The 18,402-nt window shown below is 63.2% G+C and carries 16 protein-coding genes and 1 pseudogene; 9 read left to right on the forward strand and 8 right to left on the reverse strand.

Annotation, left to right across the window (positions count from 1 at the left end):
- The first annotated feature begins 34 nt into the window (after nt 1–34).
- Entirely contained in the window at nt 35–673 is a 639-nt protein-coding gene (locus tag SJY12_RS02970; RefSeq protein ID WP_063505347.1) for a carbonic anhydrase, read from the forward strand.
- Nucleotides 674–710: 37 nt separating this feature from the next.
- A complete protein-coding gene (locus tag SJY12_RS02975; protein WP_397505942.1) occupies nt 711–1,430 on the forward strand; it encodes an NYN domain-containing protein in 720 nt (239 codons plus the stop codon).
- Nucleotides 1,431–1,487: 57 nt separating this feature from the next.
- On the opposite strand, the gene SJY12_RS02980 is transcribed toward SJY12_RS02975, so the two are convergent.
- Entirely contained in the window at nt 1,488–2,765 is a 1,278-nt protein-coding gene (locus SJY12_RS02980) for a hypothetical protein (protein WP_397505943.1), read from the reverse strand.
- A gap of 302 nt (nt 2,766–3,067) precedes the next feature.
- Here SJY12_RS02980 and gyrA point away from each other — a divergent pair, with 302 nt between their 5' ends.
- Nucleotides 3,068–5,905: a DNA gyrase subunit A gene (gene gyrA / locus SJY12_RS02985; protein ID WP_050601289.1), complete on the forward strand. Its 2,838-nt coding sequence runs from the start codon at nt 3,068–3,070 to the stop codon at nt 5,903–5,905.
- 55 nt (nt 5,906–5,960) lie between these two features.
- Here gyrA and SJY12_RS02990 read toward each other — a convergent pair whose 3' ends face one another.
- The gene (locus tag SJY12_RS02990) at nt 5,961–6,629 is read right to left on the reverse strand and encodes a lysoplasmalogenase (RefSeq protein WP_397505944.1); all 669 of its coding nucleotides are present in this window, start codon (nt 6,627–6,629) and stop codon (nt 5,961–5,963) included.
- Nucleotides 6,630–6,682: 53 nt separating this feature from the next.
- On the opposite strand from SJY12_RS02990, the pseudogene trmFO reads away from it, so the two are divergent.
- Nucleotides 6,683–8,051 (forward strand): annotated as a pseudogene (gene trmFO, locus SJY12_RS02995) (methylenetetrahydrofolate--tRNA-(uracil(54)-C(5))-methyltransferase (FADH(2)-oxidizing) TrmFO).
- On the opposite strand, the gene SJY12_RS03000 reads toward trmFO, so the two are convergent.
- The 5 genes from SJY12_RS03000 to SJY12_RS03020 form a co-directional block, all read right to left on the reverse strand.
- A complete protein-coding gene (locus tag SJY12_RS03000) occupies nt 8,048–8,506 on the reverse strand; it encodes a hypothetical protein (protein WP_397505945.1) in 459 nt (152 codons plus the stop codon). The pseudogene trmFO and the gene SJY12_RS03000 overlap by 4 nt on opposite strands.
- A 32-nt stretch (nt 8,507–8,538) precedes the next feature.
- Entirely contained in the window at nt 8,539–9,144 is a 606-nt protein-coding gene (locus SJY12_RS03005; protein ID WP_397505946.1) for a hypothetical protein, read from the reverse strand.
- A gap of 74 nt (nt 9,145–9,218) precedes the next feature.
- The gene (locus tag SJY12_RS03010; RefSeq protein ID WP_348029941.1) at nt 9,219–10,604 is read right to left on the reverse strand and encodes a pyruvate dehydrogenase complex E1 component subunit beta; all 1,386 of its coding nucleotides are present in this window, start codon (nt 10,602–10,604) and stop codon (nt 9,219–9,221) included.
- 3 nt (nt 10,605–10,607) lie between these two features.
- On the reverse strand, nt 10,608–11,684 hold the full coding sequence (gene pdhA, locus SJY12_RS03015; RefSeq protein ID WP_397505947.1) for a pyruvate dehydrogenase (acetyl-transferring) E1 component subunit alpha: 1,077 nt from the start codon (nt 11,682–11,684) through the stop codon (nt 10,608–10,610).
- 130 nt (nt 11,685–11,814) lie between these two features.
- Nucleotides 11,815–12,129 carry a septum formation initiator family protein gene (locus SJY12_RS03020; RefSeq protein WP_063506919.1) on the reverse strand — a complete coding sequence of 105 codons (315 nt, stop codon included), beginning with the start codon at nt 12,127–12,129 and terminating at the stop codon, nt 11,815–11,817.
- A 172-nt stretch (nt 12,130–12,301) separates the two neighbouring features.
- On the opposite strand from SJY12_RS03020, the gene hppD reads away from it, so the two are divergent.
- The 5 genes from hppD (at nt 12,302) to SJY12_RS03045 (ending at nt 17,071) form a co-directional block, all read left to right on the forward strand.
- Complete coding sequence (hppD, locus tag SJY12_RS03025; protein WP_230832973.1) at nt 12,302–13,423, forward strand: 4-hydroxyphenylpyruvate dioxygenase; 1,122 nt, start codon at nt 12,302–12,304, stop codon at nt 13,421–13,423.
- Nucleotides 13,420–13,992 (forward strand): VOC family protein, encoded by a 573-nt coding sequence (locus tag SJY12_RS03030; protein ID WP_397505948.1) that lies wholly within the window; start codon nt 13,420–13,422, stop codon nt 13,990–13,992. Before hppD ends, SJY12_RS03030 begins: the two co-directional genes overlap by 4 nt.
- Nucleotides 13,993–14,055: 63 nt before the next feature.
- On the forward strand, nt 14,056–14,934 hold the full coding sequence (locus tag SJY12_RS03035; protein ID WP_050601280.1) for a mechanosensitive ion channel family protein: 879 nt from the start codon (nt 14,056–14,058) through the stop codon (nt 14,932–14,934).
- A gap of 47 nt (nt 14,935–14,981) precedes the next feature.
- Complete coding sequence (locus SJY12_RS03040) at nt 14,982–15,896, forward strand: haloalkane dehalogenase (protein ID WP_397505949.1); 915 nt, start codon at nt 14,982–14,984, stop codon at nt 15,894–15,896.
- Nucleotides 15,893–17,071: an MFS transporter gene (locus tag SJY12_RS03045; protein ID WP_397505950.1), complete on the forward strand. Its 1,179-nt coding sequence runs from the start codon at nt 15,893–15,895 to the stop codon at nt 17,069–17,071. The genes SJY12_RS03040 and SJY12_RS03045 overlap by 4 nt, the downstream gene beginning before the upstream one ends.
- A 3-nt stretch (nt 17,072–17,074) precedes the next feature.
- Here the strand turns inward: SJY12_RS03045 and hemN are convergent, their stop codons facing one another.
- On the reverse strand, nt 17,075–18,388 hold the full coding sequence (gene hemN / locus SJY12_RS03050) for an oxygen-independent coproporphyrinogen III oxidase (protein ID WP_397506636.1): 1,314 nt from the start codon (nt 18,386–18,388) through the stop codon (nt 17,075–17,077).
- Between the last annotated feature and the right edge of the window lie 14 nt (nt 18,389–18,402).

Raw genomic sequence — 18,402 nt, forward strand, 5'->3', positions numbered from 1 at the left:
GCCACCGGGACCATTTCACGGCAGCGATGATCGCATGAAGACTTTCGAACAGATGATCCAGGGTTACGGCCGCTTTCGCGAAGGCGACTGGCACAAACAGCACGACCGCTGGGAACAGCTCAGGGAAGGCCAGTCGCCGCAGGTCATGGTGATCGCCTGCTCCGACAGCCGCGTCGACCCTGCACAGATTTTCGATGTCGATCCGGGCGAGATTTTCGTGGTGCGTAATGTTGCCGCGCTGGTCCCGCCGTTCGAAACGACGCCCGGCCGGCACGGCGTATCCGCGGCGCTCGAATTCGCTGTCCAGTTCCTCAAGGTCCGCGAAGTGGTGGTCATGGGCCATGGCATGTGCGGGGGGTGCAAGGCTGCGCTGACGCAGGACCTGCATGGCAACGCGCTGGGCGAAGGCGGGTTCGTGGCGCACTGGATCGACATGCTCGACGCGGTGCGGGAACCGATCGCTGCGGAAAAGGGCACGAGCGGCCGCATCGCCGAACGCGCAATGGAACTGGCCGCGGTCAAGGTCAGCCTGGAGAACCTTCGCACCTTCCCCTGCGTGCAGGAAAAGGAAGGCAATGGCAGTCTCACCCTGCGGGGCGCCTATTTCGCCATTTCCGACGGGATTCTGCACCTGCTCGACGAGGAAAGCGGAGAATTCGCCCCCGCCCCGTGACTTGCGCGTGACCCGGCTTGCGGTCATGGAAGCGCATATGTCGGATATCGAACAACGCAATATCGCTCTTCTCATCAATTCGGATAATGCCAGTCCTTCGGGCATTGATCCGGTGCTCACCGTGCTTGCCGAACTGGGCCAGGTGAACATCCGCCGCGCCTATGGCAATTGGCGCAAGACGAGCCTCAAGGGCTGGATCGATCTGATGCATCGCTATGGCATCGAACCGCAGCAGCAGTTCGACATAACCAAGGGCAAGAACGCTACCGATATGAAGATGACGATCGACGCGATGGACCTGCTCTATCGCGGCCGGGTCCATGGGTTCGGAATCATGAGCTCGGACAGCGATTTCATGCCGCTGGCGATGCGCATCCGGCAGGACGGCCTGCCGGTCTACGGGTTCGGCGGTGCCAAAACCCCCGAGGCATTCCGCCAGGCATGCACGCGTTTCATCGACGTGAATGCGCTGATCAAGGCGGAAAAGGACACCCGCAAGGAAGGCGGGCCGAGCAAGGCATCGAACGTCCTCGATCAGGATTTGCTCGACCTGCTGTTCGATGCCTATGCCGCCAGCAAGCGCGACGACAAGGGCTATGCCAACCTGTCCGAAGTCGGACAGCGCGCGGGCAACCGGTCAAGCTTCGACACGCGCAATTACGGTTTTGCGCGGCTCACCGACCTGATCGAGACGATTCCCAATTTTTCGGTCGAGCGGCGCGGGAATGGCCAGAGCTTCGTTAAGCGGTTGCGCTAACGAAAAAGGGCGCGAGCCGTAGCCCGCGCCCTTCTGCAATTCTTAGGCTGTCAGCCCTTACATCGCAGTGCCCGAAGTCTGCTGCGCGGCGTAGATTGCCCAGAGGTTGGCGATCGCGTCACGCGGACCTTCCACTTCGTTGAAGGTCGCTTCGGCTTCAGCGAACTTGCCCTGGTCGAACTGCGCAATGCCCAGGCGGGTCAGCGCCATCGGCGCCTCGGCGCCAGCGATTCCGGCGGCCCTGCGATAGAACTCCTCGGCCTCGGCCGGCCGTTCGAGACTGAGCAGCGCGTCGCCTGCAGCCATTACCGTGCGGACCCCGGCACCATCCGCACGCGCATCGGCGAGGAGGGTGTCCATGTCGGCGCGATCGGCTGCAACACGGCCGGCCGCCTCGCTGCGTGTATCGGTGACGTAGGGATCGTCAGCCGCCAGCATTCCCTTCTCGACACCCTCGTCGATCACCGAAACCACTTCGGCGGGCAGACGGCGGTAATCGGCCGCCTCGACATATTCGAGATAGATGCGGTCGTCGTTGAGCGTGCCGACGCGGCGGCCGAGACGAAGCAGGTCGAGCGTTTCCGGCTTTTCGTATCCGCCGGTGTTCAGCAGGATGGCGATCGCGTCGCGCCAGCTGGTTTCGCTGGGATAGTCGGCGACGTACCAGCCAGCGAACTTCTGCGCGTCCTCGGTCATAGAGGCGCGATAGGCGACAGCCAGACCGCGCTGGAGCCAGGTTTCGTCGACCGGCTGACCGGCGCTCTTGCGTGCATCGATCACGCCCGAAAGATAGGCAAGGCCTTCCGCATCACGCTCTTCGGCGAAATAGCTTTCCGCAATGATGCCTTCGGGATTGTTCTCGGTGTATCCGGCATCCAGCGCAGCCTGGAGATAGGTGCGAGCTTTCCCGTACTGCTTCTGGTTATAGGCGATCTGGCCGGTCTGAAGATTGACCATGCCCAGCTGCTCGGGAGCGACCTGCCCGCTTTCAAGCATGAGTTCGAGGCCCTGGAGGATCAGACCCATGTCATTGAGCTTCTGGCCCGCGTTCACGATCGCGCCGCCGGCAGCATGGCGATCCGACGCGTTTTCGATGGCACCGACGACTGCGGGGACGGCTGCCTTGACTGCAGCAGGATCGACGGTCTCAGCGCCGAGCGCCGTCTCGAGCGGCGAATATGCTGCGATGAAGGCCTTCGAATACTTCGGCTTCTTCTGCGCGACTGCGGGTGCCTCGATGGCTGCCAGGCCAACAGCGCCGCCCGTGGCCAGCGCCAAGGCGAGCGCGAGGGTGGAAGCCGCGCCGTTCTTGCGGGCAAGACGAGTGAAAATCATGTGGTAAACTCCCAAGGATGAAAGGGGATCGAGCGCGTCGAACACCTGGATAAATGGCTGCGCGGGACATGCCGCGAGTGCACGCTCATTGCAAATTCTTCTACCGGAGACGTGCTGAACGGTGATTGAATGCACCCACGCGGTGCAGTTCATCGTGATGATCGCGGAATTGTGCAGCCATATGTGGAAAAAGCGCGCGAAAGCTGGCTTTGGTTCCCATTGTCGAGTGGCGCCTTCTCCCCCTTTGCCCTAGGGTCGCGGGCCATCGGAAATTAGTTTTTCGCAGTACGGAATTACACGTTTTGTCAGACGACACCGACATTCTGGAAACGCCCGCCCCCGGCGGTGACGGTTACGCCCGCATCGACATCGTCGATGAGATGAAGACGAGCTATCTCGATTACGCGATGAGCGTGATCGTCAGCCGCGCGCTGCCCGATGTGCGCGACGGTCTGAAGCCGGTTCACCGCCGGATCCTGTTCGCCAGCCAAGAAGGCGGCTTCGTGGCCGGGCGCCCCTATCGCAAGAGCGCCAAGATCGTCGGCGACGTGATGGGCAACTATCACCCGCACGGCGATTCCGCGATTTACGATGCGCTCGCCCGCATGACGCAGGACTGGTCGCTGCGCGTGCCCCTGGTCGATGGTCAGGGCAACTTTGGTTCGATGGACCCCGATCCGCCGGCCAGCATGCGATATACCGAAGCGCGGCTCGCGAGGGTCGCCAACGCGCTGCTCGACGATCTCGACAAGAACACGGTCGATTTCACGGACAATTACGACGGTTCGCGGCGCGAGCCGACCGTATTGCCCGCGCGCTTCCCAAACCTGCTGGTCAACGGCGCGGGCGGCATTGCCGTCGGCATGGCGACCAATATTCCGCCGCACAATCTGGGCGAAGTGATCGATGGCTGCTTTGCCTATATCGATAACCCGGCGATAACCTCGGAAGAGCTGTTCGAGATCATCCCCGGTCCCGATTTCCCGACCGCCCCGCTCATCCTGGGCAAGTCGGGTGCACGCTCGGCCTACACGACCGGACGCGGATCGGTACTGATGCGCGCGCGGCATGAGGTCGAAACCAAGGGCAATCGACAGGCGATCGTGCTCACCGCGATCCCCTACCAGGTCGGCAAGAACGCACTGGTCGAAAAGATCGCCGAAGCCGCCAAGGAGAAACGGATCGAAGGCGTTGCGGACATCCGCGACGAATCGAGCCGTGAAGGCGTCCGCGTGGTGGTCGACCTCAAGCGCGATGCTTCGCCCGAAGTCGTCCTCAACCAGATCTGGCGTTACACGCCCGCGCAGGCGAGCTTTCCCGCCAACATGCTGGCGATCCGCGGTGGTCGGCCCGAAGTCCTCACGCTGCGCGACTTCATCCAGGCCTTCATCAGCTTCCGCGAAGAGGTCATCACGCGGCGGACGAAGTTCGAACTGAACAAGGCCCGCGAACGCGCGCATATCTTGCTTGGCCTGGTCGTCGCCGTGTCCAACCTTGACGAGGTCGTGGCGATGATCCGCAGTTCGCCCAATCCGGCGGAGGCGCGCGCCAAGCTGCTCGTCAAGGAATGGCCGATCGGCGACATCGCGCAATACATCGCGCTCGTCGAAGCAATCGAGCCGACCGACGAACAGTCTGGCGGGACCTACCGCCTGTCCGAACGACAGGTCAAAGCGATCCTCGACCTTCGGCTTCACCGCCTGACCGCTCTGGGCCGGGACGAGATTGGAGACGAACTCAAGGAACTCAGTATCGCGATCGAGGAATACCTCTCGATCCTCGCCGACCGCGTAAAGCTCTACGGCGTGCTGCGTGAAGAGCTCGAAGAAATCCGCAACACCTACGCCACCCCTCGTATCAGCGAAATCGCCCCCGCATGGGACGGGATCGAGGACGAAGACCTGATCGAGCGCGAGGAAATGGTCGTCACGGTCACCCATGGAGGGTACATCAAGCGCACTCCGCTCGATGCCTTCCGTGCGCAAGCGCGCGGCGGCAAGGGCCGCAGCGGCATGGCGACCAAGGACGAAGACGCGGTCGTCGAAATGTTCGTCACTTCGACGCATAACCCCGTGCTTTTCTTCACCAATACCGGCCGCGTCTATCGCCTCAAGGTATGGAAGCTGCCCGAAGGCGGTCCCCAGACCAAGGGCCGTCCGATGGTCAATCTGCTTCCGCTGGGCGACGATGAACGCGTGACCAACGTGCTTCCCCTGCCCGAGGACGAAAGCGAATGGAGCGCGCTCAACATCGTCTTCGCCACCGAGCAGGGGATGGTGCGGCGCAATTCGATGGACGCCTTCACCAACGTCCCCAGCAATGGCAAATACGCCATGGGCTTCGTCGAAGGCAGTGGCGACCGGTTGATCGGCGTGCGGCTGCTGCGCGAAGACCAGGAAATCTTCCTCGCATCCGATGCCGGCAAGGCCATCCGCTTCTCCGCCACTGACGCGCGCGAAACCAAGAGCCGGACGGGCATCGGGGTTCGCGGGATGAAGCTCAAGGAGGGCGAAAAGGTCGTCTCGATGGCGGTGCTCGTCACCGGCGAACGCGACACCGAAATTCGCGATGCCTATTTGCGCGCTGCCGACTGGAAGAACAACGAGAATGCCCCCACCCTCGACGCGGCAAAGGTCGAGGAAATGGCCGAGCAGGAAGAGTTCATCCTGACGCTGACAGCCAATGGCTACGGCAAGATCTCTTCCGCCTACGAATACCGTACGACCGGCCGCGGCGGTCAGGGGCTGACCAATATCGGCGAACCCACCAGCAACCCCGACCGCAACGGGCACGTGGTGGCCAGCTTCCCGGTCCGGCATGGCATGCAGCTGATGCTGGTGACGGACCGCGCCAAGCTGATCCGGTTGCCGCTGCAATTCCGGCATATGCTTGAGAACGGGTTCGAGACGCACGAAGGCTTCTCGATCTCGGGGCGCGGTTCGTCGGGCGTTCGCATCTTCAACGTTGCCAAGGGTGAACAGATCGTCGGTGCCGCGAGGATCGATGAGAATGAAGAACCCGAAAACCCGGCGGAAGAAGCGGTAGCGGACGAGATTGCCGACCGTGGCGGGCTCGACAAGACCGAGCCCTACACTACCGCGCATTCGGACAAGAATATCGAAGGCGAACCGGGCGGCTGACGATCAGAGGGCCGGTCCTGCATTGGTCCGGCCCTTGTGGCCCTCGGGCTCTGGATCAGGTTTTGCCCCGCCGTTGATCCGTGCGCAGCGTCTGCACCACGCCGGTCGCGATAAGAAACTGCCCGCCGAAATAGAGGGGCCAGATCGTCCATGCGGTGACGAAATCGGGCAGGGCCGCTGCTTCGCGTGCGAAGATCAGCAGATCGCTCACCACGAACATTACCGCCCCCAGGCCCACCCGGTACCGCGGAAAGCGGCTCGTCCAGGCGGCAGCTGCCATGCCCCCAACAACTGCGGAATAGGCCGTGGCGACGATCCAGTTCGGCAACGGATAGGCAATCAAACCCGCGATAAGGGGTGTCAGCAGAAGCAGGCTGCCACCGGCGAGGATTTGACTGCTGCTGGTGCTTGCACGGCGATTGCGCAAATACAGGATGATCGCGACTGCATGGCCGAGCGCGAACAACGCCCCGCCGATCAGGAAGCTGATCTCCAGTGTCACATCGCCCAATGCGCCCAGCGTGAGCGCGCCGGCAATCAGCAAACCGTCGAAACCCCGGGTGCGAAAGGCAGCGTAGAGCGCCAGAAATCCGACCCCCGCCCCTTTCCACAGCATCAGCCATGCGCCGCCGATCGGATCGTCGGCAACGAAAAAATAGGACACGCCGGCGACGAGGCTGGCCAGCAGCCAGGGCCGGTGCTTGATAAGGGCGCGATGCGGCATCGCACGACGCTAGGCCTTGTCGAAGGGGCCATGCAAGCACTAGGGCGCGCGCGATGACCCATGATATCCACATAATCGGTGGCGGCCTCGCAGGCAGCGAGGCGGCCTGGCAACTGGCGCAGCGCGGCTTCAAGGTGCGGCTGTCCGAAATGCGCGGCAGCGGCGAGATGACGCCAGCGCACCAGACCGACGGCCTGGCCGAACTGGTCTGTTCGAACAGCTTCCGCTCGGACGACGATACCAAGAACGCGGTCGGACTGCTGCATCACGAAATGCGCCGGCTCGACAGCATCGTGATGCGGGCCGGCGAAGTCGCGCGCGTCCCCGCGGGTTCGGCAATGGCGGTCGACCGCGACGTCTTTTCCGCCGAGGTGCAGCGCACGCTGGAAGAGCACCCCAATGTCACCGTAGTGCGCGAACGGGTGGACGCTTTGCCCGCCGAAGGGCCGACGATCGTCGCCACTGGCCCGCTGACCGCGCAGTCTCTGGCAGAAAGCATTGTCGGCGCCACCGGGCAGGACCGGCTCGCCTTCTTCGATGCCATCGCGCCGATCGTGCACCGCGACAGCATCGATATGAGCAAGTGCTGGATCCAGTCGCGCTGGAACAAGCGCACCGCGGCGAGCAATGAGGACGGCGATTACATCAACTGTCCGATGACCAAGGAGCAGTATCTCGCCTTCCACCAGGGCCTGATCGACGGCGACAAGACCGAATTCAAGGAATGGGAAGCCGACACGCCCTATTTCGATGGCTGCATGCCGATCGAGGTGATGGCCGCGCGCGGTGTCGAGACGCTGCGTTATGGCCCGATGAAGGGCGTCGGGCTCGACAATCCCTACGACACCAGCGAGGAACACCCGCAGGGTCGCTGGCCCTATGCGGTGGTGCAGCTGCGGCAAGACAACAAGCTGGGCACGCTGTGGAACATGGTCGGCTTCCAGACCAAGCTCAAATATGGCGCGCAAATCGAGCTTTTCCGCACGATTCCGGGCCTAGAGAATGCCGAATTCGCGCGGCTGGGCGGGCTGCACCGCAACACCTTCATCAATTCGCCGCTGGTGCTCGATCGCCAGCTGCGGTTGAGGGGCGGCGCGCACATCCGCTTTGCCGGGCAGATCACCGGCTGCGAAGGCTATGTCGAGAGTTCGGCCGTCGGCCTGATGGCAGGACTTCATGGCCGCTGCGGAACTGGCCAGCCACGAATGGTCGGCGCCGCCGCGGACCTCGGCGTTTGGTGCGCTGCTGTCGCATATCACCGGCGATGCCGAAGCTGCGACCTTCCAGCCCATGAATGTCAATTTCGGGCTGTTCCCGCCGCTGCACGATGTCGGCAAGAAGGTCCGCAAGGAAGCCTATACCAATCGGGCGAAGGAAGACTTCGGGCAGTGGCTCGCCGCAATGGAAACCGTGCCAGCCTAGCAGGCGCAGCGGGTTTTCCGCCGTGGTTTCGGCGCAGTGGTGGCAAATTCGCCCGGGGTCAGCTGGTTGTCGCCATCGGCATCGGCGCCTTCGAATTTGGTGACCGTAGCTACCGCCCATTCCTCGAAATCGAGCAGGTTGTTGCCATCCACATCAAGCTTGCGGAACGCGTCGGTGCGGCTCGAAAGCATTTCCGTGCGGGTGATCCGCCAGTCGCGATTGCGGTCGTAGCGGAAAAAGCGGCGCTGTTCCTTGGTCAATTCGCTCGCCTCGGGCGGCGCGGGGCCGACCATGTCGCCCGGGTCGCTCGCGGGGACCTCGGGTTCGACGACCACAGGCTCGGCCGGAACCGGCGGCGGGGCGCCGCGTTCGATTTGCGCGCGGCCCTGCCACCAGAAGGCACCCAGCCCCGCGAGGGCGAGTGCAATCATCGCTCCGAGCACGATCCGGTTCATGGCCCCCGCTCCTTCTGCCGTTAAGAGCGAGCCTAGCGTCCAAACAGGCCCAGTCGCAAGGCCACCAGCGGACTCAGACGATCGCCCAGCATCGGTCCGCCCCCTGCGCGAAGCGAGCGCCGAGCGAGGCCTTCGATCACGGCCAGTGGGCGCAGCGCCGCGGGAAGCTGCCCTTCGGCCCGCGCGGCGCCCCGCTCCTGATCGAGCGCGCGATCGCGTTCGCCGTCCTCGGAGGCATAAGCGGCCAAATCCGCCCGGGCCCAGATCCGTCCTGCCGCTTCCGCCCGTACCTCTGCATTGGCTGCCCCGAGACGGGCAGCCAGCCCGCGAGCCACCCCCGCTCTCCCGTCGATGAAGCGCTGCATGTCGGCAGCGCCAAACGGACGTTCGCCAAGCAATGCTTCCCACCCGTCGACCAGCGCGAGCAGCGGTAATTCATTGCCCGCCCATGTCCTGCCGATGAGGTCGAGCAGCAGATCGCCATGCGGGCGAGCGGACGCTGCCGCCCCCAGCTGATCGCGCCACCATGCCAACCGCATCTGGCCGAGCATCGGCTCGCTCGCGCCGAGCACCATCCGTCCGATGCGCCCGTCGAGCGCAAAGGCGGCCAGCCAGAATGTCTCGCCGAGACCCGGCACTCGCCAGTGCGATGCGCGACACTTCCGGACATTCGTCGAGCAGGTTGCCCGCGGCTGCCCAGTCCTGCTCCATATCAGTCGCGATAGCAGACCTTCTTTGCGGCAGCGACGATACGCGGGGTGTCGATCAGGGCCAGCTTCTCAAGATTGGCGGCATAGGGCAGCGGCACGTCCTCGTCGCACACGCGCGTTACCGGGGCGTCGAGATGGTCGAAACCGTCTTCCATGCAGATTGCCATGACCTCGGATGCGATCGAGCATGTCGGCCACCCCTCTTCCGCGATGACCAGACGATTGGTCTTCGCCAGCGAGGTGAGGATCGCTTCCCGGTCCAGCGGGCGCAGCGTGCGCAGATCGATCACCTCGGCATCGATGCCTTCATCCGCCAGCTCGTCCGCTGCCTCCAGCGCGAGACCGACCGCGATCGAATAGGCGACGATCGTGACATCCGTTCCCTCGCGCATGATCCGCGCCTTGCCAATCGGCAGGACGTAGTCATCGAGATCGGGGACGTCGAAGCTGCGCCCATAAACGAGTTCGTTCTCGAGAAAGACGACGGGGTCTTCGCAGCGGATGGCGGCTTTCATCAGCCCCTTGGCATCGGCAGCATCGTAGGGAGCGATCACCACGAGGCCCGGCACGCTGGCGTACCACGGACCGTAATTCTGGCTGTGCTGCGCGCCGACGCGGCTGGCCGCGCCGTTCGGGCCACGGAAGACCACCGGGCAGCGCATCTGGCCGCCCGACATGTAATTGGTCTTCGCCGCCGAGTTGATGATGTGGTCGATCGCCTGCATGGCGAAATTGAACGTCATGAATTCGACGATCGGGCGCAGGCCGCCCATCGCTGCCCCGGTGCCGATGCCGGCGAACCCGTATTCGGTGATCGGCGTGTCGATGACGCGCTTGGGGCCGAATTCGTCGAGCAGGCCCTGTGTGACCTTGTAGGCACCCTGGTACTGCGCAACTTCCTCGCCCATCACGAACACGCGTTCGTCGGCACGCATTTCCTCGGCCATGCCGTCGCGCAGCGCCTCGCGCACGGTGGTGGCGGTAAATGCCGTTCCTTCGGGAACCTCGGGGTCCTTAGCATCGGTCTTGCGCGCAGGCTTGGTAATCTCCGCTTCGCTCGGATCGCGGCCGACATCCTTGCCTTCGCCAGGCGTATCCTCGACCGCTGCGTCCTGGACGGGAGCCTCGATCTCTGATGCATCTTCGCCTTCGCCGGCGAGCATGGCGATGACCGTGCCGACCTTCACGCCTTCGGTGCCTTCATCGACCAGGATTTTCCCAAGGGTGCCTTCGTCGACGGCCTCGAATTCCATCGTGGCCTTGTCGGTTTCGATCTCGGCGATGATGTCGCCGGCGACGATCGCGTCACCTTCCGACTTGAGCCATTTGGCCAGCGTGCCTTCTTCCATCGTCGGGGACAGCGCGGGCATTTTCAGTTCGATAGCCATCGCTCAGTACTCCCCCACGAGAACATCGGTGTACAGTTCGCCGGGTTCCGGTTCGGGCGAACTCTCGGCGAAATCTGCTGCCTCGGTCACCGTCTTGCGGATATCCTTGTCGATGGCCTTGAGCTCGTCCTCGGTCGAACCGTTCTCAAGCAGCACTTTCTTGATTGCCTCGATCGGATCCTTGTGTTCGCGGATATCCTGCACTTCCTCGCGCGTTCGGTACTTGGCGGGATCGGACATCGAATGCCCGCGATAGCGATAGGTGTTGCATTCCATCAGCACGGGGCCCTTGCCCTCGCGCACGTGCTTGAACGCGATTTCGGCGGCCTGCCGCACTTCGAGCACGTCCATCCCGTTCACATCCATGCCGGGAATGCGGAAAGCGGTGCCGCGGCGATGGAATTCGGTTTCCGCCGAACTGCGACCGACCGCGGTGCCCATGGCGTACTGGTTGTTCTCGACGACGAAGACGATCGGCAGCTTCCACAGCGCCGCCATGTTCATCGTCTCATAGACCTGGCCCTGGTTGGCCGCGCCATCGCCGAAATAGGCGAGGCAGAAGCCGCCATCGTCATTATACTGATGCGCGAGCGCGAGGCCGCCGCCCAGCGAGACCTGCGCGCCGACGATGCCGTGCCCGCCGTAAAATTTGTGCTCGGTCGAGAACATGTGCATCGACCCGCCCTTGCCCTTCGAGATGCCTGCCGCGCGCCCGGTGAGTTCGGCCATGATGACCTTGGGATCGATGCCGTAGGCAAGCATGTGACCGTGATCGCGATATCCGGTGATCACGCTGTCCTTGTCGCCGTCGAGCGCGGACTGGAGGCCGATCGCAACCGCTTCCTGGCCGATGTACAGGTGGCAGAAGCCGCCGATCAGGCCGAGCCCGTAGAGCTGGCCGGCGCGTTCCTCGAACCGGCGAATGAGCAGCATCTGCTTGTAGAAGTCGAGCAGCTGTTCCTTGCTGGCCTTGAACCGCGAGTCCTGTTCGAACGCGTCCTGCAGCGAGTGGAGCGCGAACTCGCTGTCCTCTGCTGGTGACTTGGGGGCGGTTTTCTTGCTCCGGGGGGCTTTGGCCAAGACTTCGGATCCTTGTTCTTCCGGGGAGGAATATCGGCTGCGCGTATAGGCACAGCCACGCGTACCGCGCAACGGCAGAGCGTGCATGCATACGAAAACCCTTACGGAACGCGGTGGTTTCCGTATGCAGTCAGTCTTCGAGCTTGATAACCACTTCGTTGGGGTGGACGACGTTGAGCTGGCTGCGCAGCAATTCGCCGACCATGTCGGGATCGGCATGGTCCGGATGCAGCAGTGCGACGCGGTTCTTCAACGCCTCGCGCTCCGCTTCCAAAGAAGCGAGCTGGGCCTCACGCTGATCGAGCACGCGCAGGTTTTCGCTCCACGCGAGCAGGCCCGAAGGCCCGGCAATGGCAAAACCGCCCATCACCAGCAAAGCCGCCAGCGCAGTGTGCTGGGTGATCTTCGCCTGCTGAATCGGGGATCGAGAGCGAGTGCGCCGCATCATTCGACAGAATCACAGTTAACCGGCTTGCGCAAGCGCATTCTTGCGCGTGGGACCGTTCGTCGCACCGACAGAACAGCGCGTGGCGCCAGCCCCTGCCCGGCTTGACAACAACCACCCCGGACAGGTATTTAGTTTCCATTGCAACCAAACACCGTACCAGAGGATCTCAATGCCCGACCTGTTTGAAAACCCCATCGGCCTCGACGGCTTCGAATTCGTCGAATTCTGCGCCCCCGAAAAAGGCGTCATCGAACCGGTTTTCAAGGCCATGGGGTTCACCCACGTCGCATCGCACCGCTCGAAGGATGTCGATCTTTGGCGGCAGGGACAGATCAATCTGATCCTGAACTACGAACCGCGCAGCGCGGCATGGTTCTTCGCCCGCGAGCACGGCCCCTCTGCCTGCGGCATGGGCTTCCGCGTCCGCGATGCGAAGAAGGCCTATGACGAACTGCTCCGGCGCGGGGCCGAGCCTGTCGCGGTCGAAACCGGCCCGATGGAACTGCGGATCCCGGCGATCCGCGGCATCGGCGGCGCGATCGTTTACCTGGTCGATCGCTATGCCGATGACCACGGCAACGGCCTGTCAATCTACGATATCGATTTCGAATATCTCGACGGCGTGGAGAAGTTTCCCGTCGGCGCCGGGTTCAACGTGATCGATCACCTCACGCACAACGTCTACAACGGCCGCATGAAATACTGGGCGGACTATTACGAAACGCTCTTCAATTTCCGCGAAATCCGCTTCTTCGACATCAAGGGCGAATACACCGGACTGACCTCGAAAGCGCTGACCGCGCCCGACGGCAAGATCCGCATCCCGCTCAACGAGGAAGGCGAAGGCGGCAAGGGCCAGATCGAGGAATTCCTGCGCGAATTCAATGGCGAAGGCATCCAGCACATCGCACTGATCTGTGACGATCTTCTGCAGTGCTGGGACAATCTCAAACAGCTTGGCGTGCCCTTCATGACCGCCCCGCCCGCCACCTATTACGAGATGCTTTCCGAGCGTCTGCCGGGCCACGGTGAAGACGAGAACGAACTCCAGATGCGCGGCATCCTGCTCGACGGCACGACCGAAGGCGGCCAGCCGCGCCTGCTGCTGCAGATCTTCGCCGAAGCGCAGGTCGGACCGGTGTTCTTCGAATTCATCCAGCGCAAGGGCGACGATGGGTTCGGCGAAGGCAACTTCAAGGCGCTGTTCGAAAGCATGGAACGCGACCAGATCAAGCGCGGCGCGCTGACCGTCGGGGAAGCCGAAGCCGCTGCGAAGGAGCCGGCAGAATGAGCGATGTGACCGAACATCCGGTGAAACTGGGCGGCGTCCACCATGCAGCCTATCGCTGCAAGGACGCCAAGGAAACCGTCGAATGGTACGGCAAGGTGCTGGGCATGGAATACACCACTGCTTTCGCCGAGGACCACGTTCCTTCGACCGGTGAGTACGACCCCTACATGCATGTGTTCCTGGATGCCGGTAACGGCAATATCCTGGCGTTCTTCGAACTGCCGAACCAGAAGGACATGGGGCGCGACGAGAACACGCCCGCCTGGGTCCAGCACCTTGCCTTCAAGGTGGCAAACGAGGACGAGCTTCTGGCCGCCAAGGACCACGTCGAAAGCCTCGGCATCGACGTGCTCGGCCCGACGCATCACGGCATCTTCAAGTCGATCTATTTCTTCGATCCCAACGGTCACCGCGTCGAACTGGCCGCCGATATCGGGACCGAAGAACAATATGCCGAACTCAAGCGCGTGGCGCCGATGATGCTCGACGAATGGAGCGAGACCAAGACCGCGCCCCGCCATGCGGACTGGCTGCACGAACTTGCCCGGAAGGAACACGGGGTCAGCTGATCCACACCGGCTAGGAACCTCACCCTTTGCGTTGCGTTGCAGCGCAAAGGGAGTTTCGCACTCGTGAATTACATCGATACGCTGCGCGAACAGCTGCAGGACATGGGCGAAGGTTTCGTGGCGAGCCTTCCAAGCATCGCGATTGCGATCTTCATCCTTTTCATTACCTGGATCCTCGCGCGCTTTGCTGCGCGTATTTCGGACATGCTGGTCGGCCGGACCGACCTGCGGGCCAGTCTCAAGACGCTGATCGACACGCTGGTCAAGCTGGGCATCTGGGTCGCGGGGATCTTCATTGCGGCTGTCGTCGTCCTGCCGGGCCTGACCGCCGCCAGCCTGCTCGCCGGGCTCGGGATCGGCGCAGTCGCCATCGGCTTCGCCTTTCAGGACGTTTTCGAGAACTTCCTCGCTGGCGTGCTCATCATGGTCCGCGAGAAGATGCGCATCGGCGATGTCATCGAGTGCGAGGGCATTTCGGGCAAGGTCGAACATATTACCTTGCGCGAAACGCATATTCGCAAGCTCTCGGGCGAACTGACCGTCGTGCCCAATTCGATCCTGTTCAAGAACCCCGTCGAAATCGTTACCGACGAAAGCCAGCGCCGCCACGAGGTAGTGGTCGGCGTTTCCTACGACACGCAGCTCGACCATGCTGCAAGCGTGATCCGACGTGCGGTCGAAGGGGTCGACCATGTCCTCGCCAGCAAGGGGATCGACATCTTCGCGCAGGAATTCAATTCCAGCTCGGTCGATTTCCTGGTGCGCTGGTGGGCGGGATCTTCCCCGCGCGACGGCTGGGAAAGCAAGGACAAGGTCATCCGCGCAATCAAGGCGGCGCTGGACGATGCAGAGATCGAAATCCCCTTCCCCTATGTGACGCATACCTTCAAGGAAACGGTTCCGGTCAGCCACTTGGGTGACACCAGTCATCCGACGCCTTAAGGTTTCGAATCAGGACCGGATCATCGGTCGCCTGGGAGGAGAAACCTTTGCAGATCCTGCGCACGCCCGCCGAACGCTTTGCCGGCATTCCTGACTATCCGTTTGCCGAGCACTGGTTCGAGGTCGACCTCCGCGATGGCCTGAAGGCTCGCCAGCATTACGTCGACGAGGGGCCGCGCGATGCCCCGCCCGTCCTGCTGTTCCATGGCGAGCCGAGCTGGTCGTTCCTCTATCGCAAGATGATCCCGCCGCTGGTGGAGGCTGGCTTCCGCGTGCTCGCGCCCGATCTGATCGGCTTCGGAAAAAGCGACAAGCCCGACGACATCGCGTTCTACACCTATGCCCGCCATGTCGACTGGCTCAAGCAGTGGCGCGCTGCAGTCGAACCGCGCCCGGCCGCGCTGTTCTGTCAGGATTGGGGGGGACTGCTGGGGCTGCGGATGGTTGCCGACGATCCCGATCTGTTTTCCTGCGTCGTCGCCAGCAACACCTTTCTGCCCGCAGGCGGCACGCCAAGCGAAGCTTTCCTGGCCTGGCGCGAGTTTGCCCGAAGTTCGCCCGATTTCAGGATCGGCGCGCTGCTCGACCGCGCCACCGCGACGCCGCGAAGCGAGGCGGAGATCGCTGCCTATGACGCGCCCTTCCCCGATGAGCCTTCGAAAGCGGGCGCCCGCGCCTTCCCGGCCTTGGTCCCTGCGGCTGACGGGATGCCGGGGGTCGAGGAAAACAAGCGAGCCTGGCCCGTGCTCGCCGCTTACGACAAGCCGTTCCTCACCCTTTTCGGCGAAGACGATCCCATCACCCGCGGCGCTGAAAAGCATTTGATCGAACGTATTGCGGGCGCTGCGGGGCAGCCGCACCGGACGCTGGCCACCTGCGGTCACTTCTGCCAGGAAGACCAGCCCGGTGTTCTCGCGCAAGGCGTCATCGCGATGGCGCGCAAGGCGGGTCACCTCGGTTGAACCATACGGCACGACTGACGGCCGCGCAGGAAACCTCGCTCGCGATCGCCGCGGCGGTGGTGACGGCGAACGCCTATTACATCCATCCGATCATCGCGCTGGTTGCCGACCACTTCGGGGTCAGCCACGCACGGATCGGACTGGTCCCTGCGCTCAACCAACTCGCTCTGGCCGTCGGGATCTTCCTGCTGTTGCCGCTGGGCGACAGGTTTTCCAACCGCCGCCTCACCATCGCGTTTGCCACAGGACAGACGGTATCGCTGGCGGTCATGACGTTCGCACAGGGCTTTACGCTTTTCGTGCTCGGATCGACGCTGCTGGGGTTCTTCACGATCGCACCGTACTTGCTGCCCGCATATGCTTCCAAACGCGTGGCTCCCGAACGGTTGGGACAGGTCACTGCCAAGCTGACTGCGGGCGTCATCCTGGGCATTCTCGTCGCCCGGGTGGGCGCGGGCGTCGTCGCCGAGCATTTCGGCTTGCGCGCGGTCTATTGGGCCGCGACCGGGCTGATGCTTGCAGTCACTCTCGCCCTGCCCCGACTGATGGAAGGTGGCGAGCGGCCGGCCAGCGGAAGGCAGTCCTATACCGGGCTCATCCTCTCGGTGTTTCCGCTACTATCGCGCCACCGCGAGATCCTCATTGCCGGCGCCATTCAGGGCTTGAACTTCGCACAATTCATCGCGCTCTGGCTCGGGCTGGCGCTTTATCTCACCTCACCGCCGATGGGGTATGGCACCGACACGGTCGGCTACCTTGCAGGCTTGGCGGCGGTAAGCATCGCCTCCACGCCATGGCTAGGCCGCTGGTCCGATGCGATCGGCCCGCGCACTGCGCGAATGGTCTTCGCCTCGATACAGCTCGTCGGGATCCTGCTGCTGTGGCCGCTGGGCGGGACGCTGTGGGGGCTGCTGGTGCCGCTGTTCATCGCCAATCTCGTCGGACCGGGAATCGACGTCACCGGCCGGATGACCTTCCTTTCGCTCGATCCCGCGATCCGCACCCGGCTGACCACGATCTATGTCGTGATCATGTTCATCGGCGGCGGAATCGGCAGCTATGCCGGGACGCTGGCCTATGACATCCACGGCTGGGCCGGGACCTGTGCGCTGCTGGCGGGATGTTCGCTCGCTCTGACTGCGCTGTCCTTCGCAGCGCGCCGGTATGGCCGCTGACGCTCAGACCGCGGAGCTGAACTGCCGAGCGCTCGGCTGCCGATACGCGTCGAACGCTGCGGCGATCGTTCGCGCATAGGGGAGCCCCTCCGGACAGATGGCAAGCCATTGCCCGTCGATAGACGCCAACCCTCGTTCGAGAAACGGGCGGAGCGTCTCGTTCGCTTCCCGCATGAGGCACGCCCCTAACTGCGCGCGGCCCTGGCACAGCAGCCGTTCGATCACCGCTGCGCGGTAACGGTCGTCGGGATTGCGGACGATGCCGCGACCGGCCGCGAGGTGTCCCTGCGAGCTGAGCATGCGATAGCGGCCACTGTTCTTCTCGTTTTGCGCGAGCAATTGCGGGAAGCTGCTGATTGACGACGCGCCCAGCCCGATCAGGATGTCGCTGGGATCATCGGTGAACCCCTGGAAGTTGCGCCGCAACGTCCCGTCCAGCGCCGCACGCGCGAGCGGGTCTCCCCCCGGCTTGGCGAAATGGTCGAAGCCGATCGGCGTGTAGCCATGCGTGGCGAAATAGGCGTATCCCATCTGGGCCATGGCAAAGCGTTCGCGCTGGTCTGGCAGGTTGCTGCCATCGATCACCCGCTGCCGCGGTACCATGTGCGGCACATGAGCATAGCCGAACAGCGCGACCCGGTCGGCGCCGAGCACACGGGTGCGCTGCAAACTGTCTTCCAGGTCATGCATCGTCTGGCCCGGCAGACCGTACATCAGATCGAAATTGAGCGACGTCACCCCTGCCCCTCGCAGCCAGTCGACGGTCTGGACGATGCAATCCTCCGATTGCACGCGGCCAATCGCCTCCTGACACTGGGCCGAGAAGGTCTGTACGCCGAGGCTGGCGCGTTCGATACCGACCTGCCCGATCACATCGGCCCATTCCCGCGTCATGGTCCGCGGGTCGAGCTCAATCGAGAAGGTCGGATTGGACACATGAAGGTTTGCAAGCAGGCTGTCGACCAATCGCTGGAAGTCGCCAGGCTCGATGGCATTCGGGCTGCCCCCACCGAAGGCGACCCGCGCGATCCGGGCAGAATCCGGCAGCAGCGCAGCGACCAGCTCGATCTCGCGGTGGAGGGCGGCCAGATAGGTCTCGAGCCGCTGACGCCGGCCTGATGCAGCCGTGTTGCATCCACAATAGTAACATATCTTCTCGCAAAACGGGATGTGGACGTAGAGCGAGATATCGCCTCCTGCTCCGCTCAGCGCTTGCCGGTAGAGGCCGGTATCGATGTCGCCGAATTCGGCGGCGGTGGGATAGCTCGTGTAACGCGGCACGGGCCTGGCGAGCAGATCGGGGTAATATGTCCACATGCGGGCCTGCTTGA

This window comes from Qipengyuania sp. R86523, from assembly GCF_044596365.1.
Classification (GTDB): Bacteria; Pseudomonadota; Alphaproteobacteria; order Sphingomonadales; family Sphingomonadaceae; genus Qipengyuania; species Qipengyuania citrea.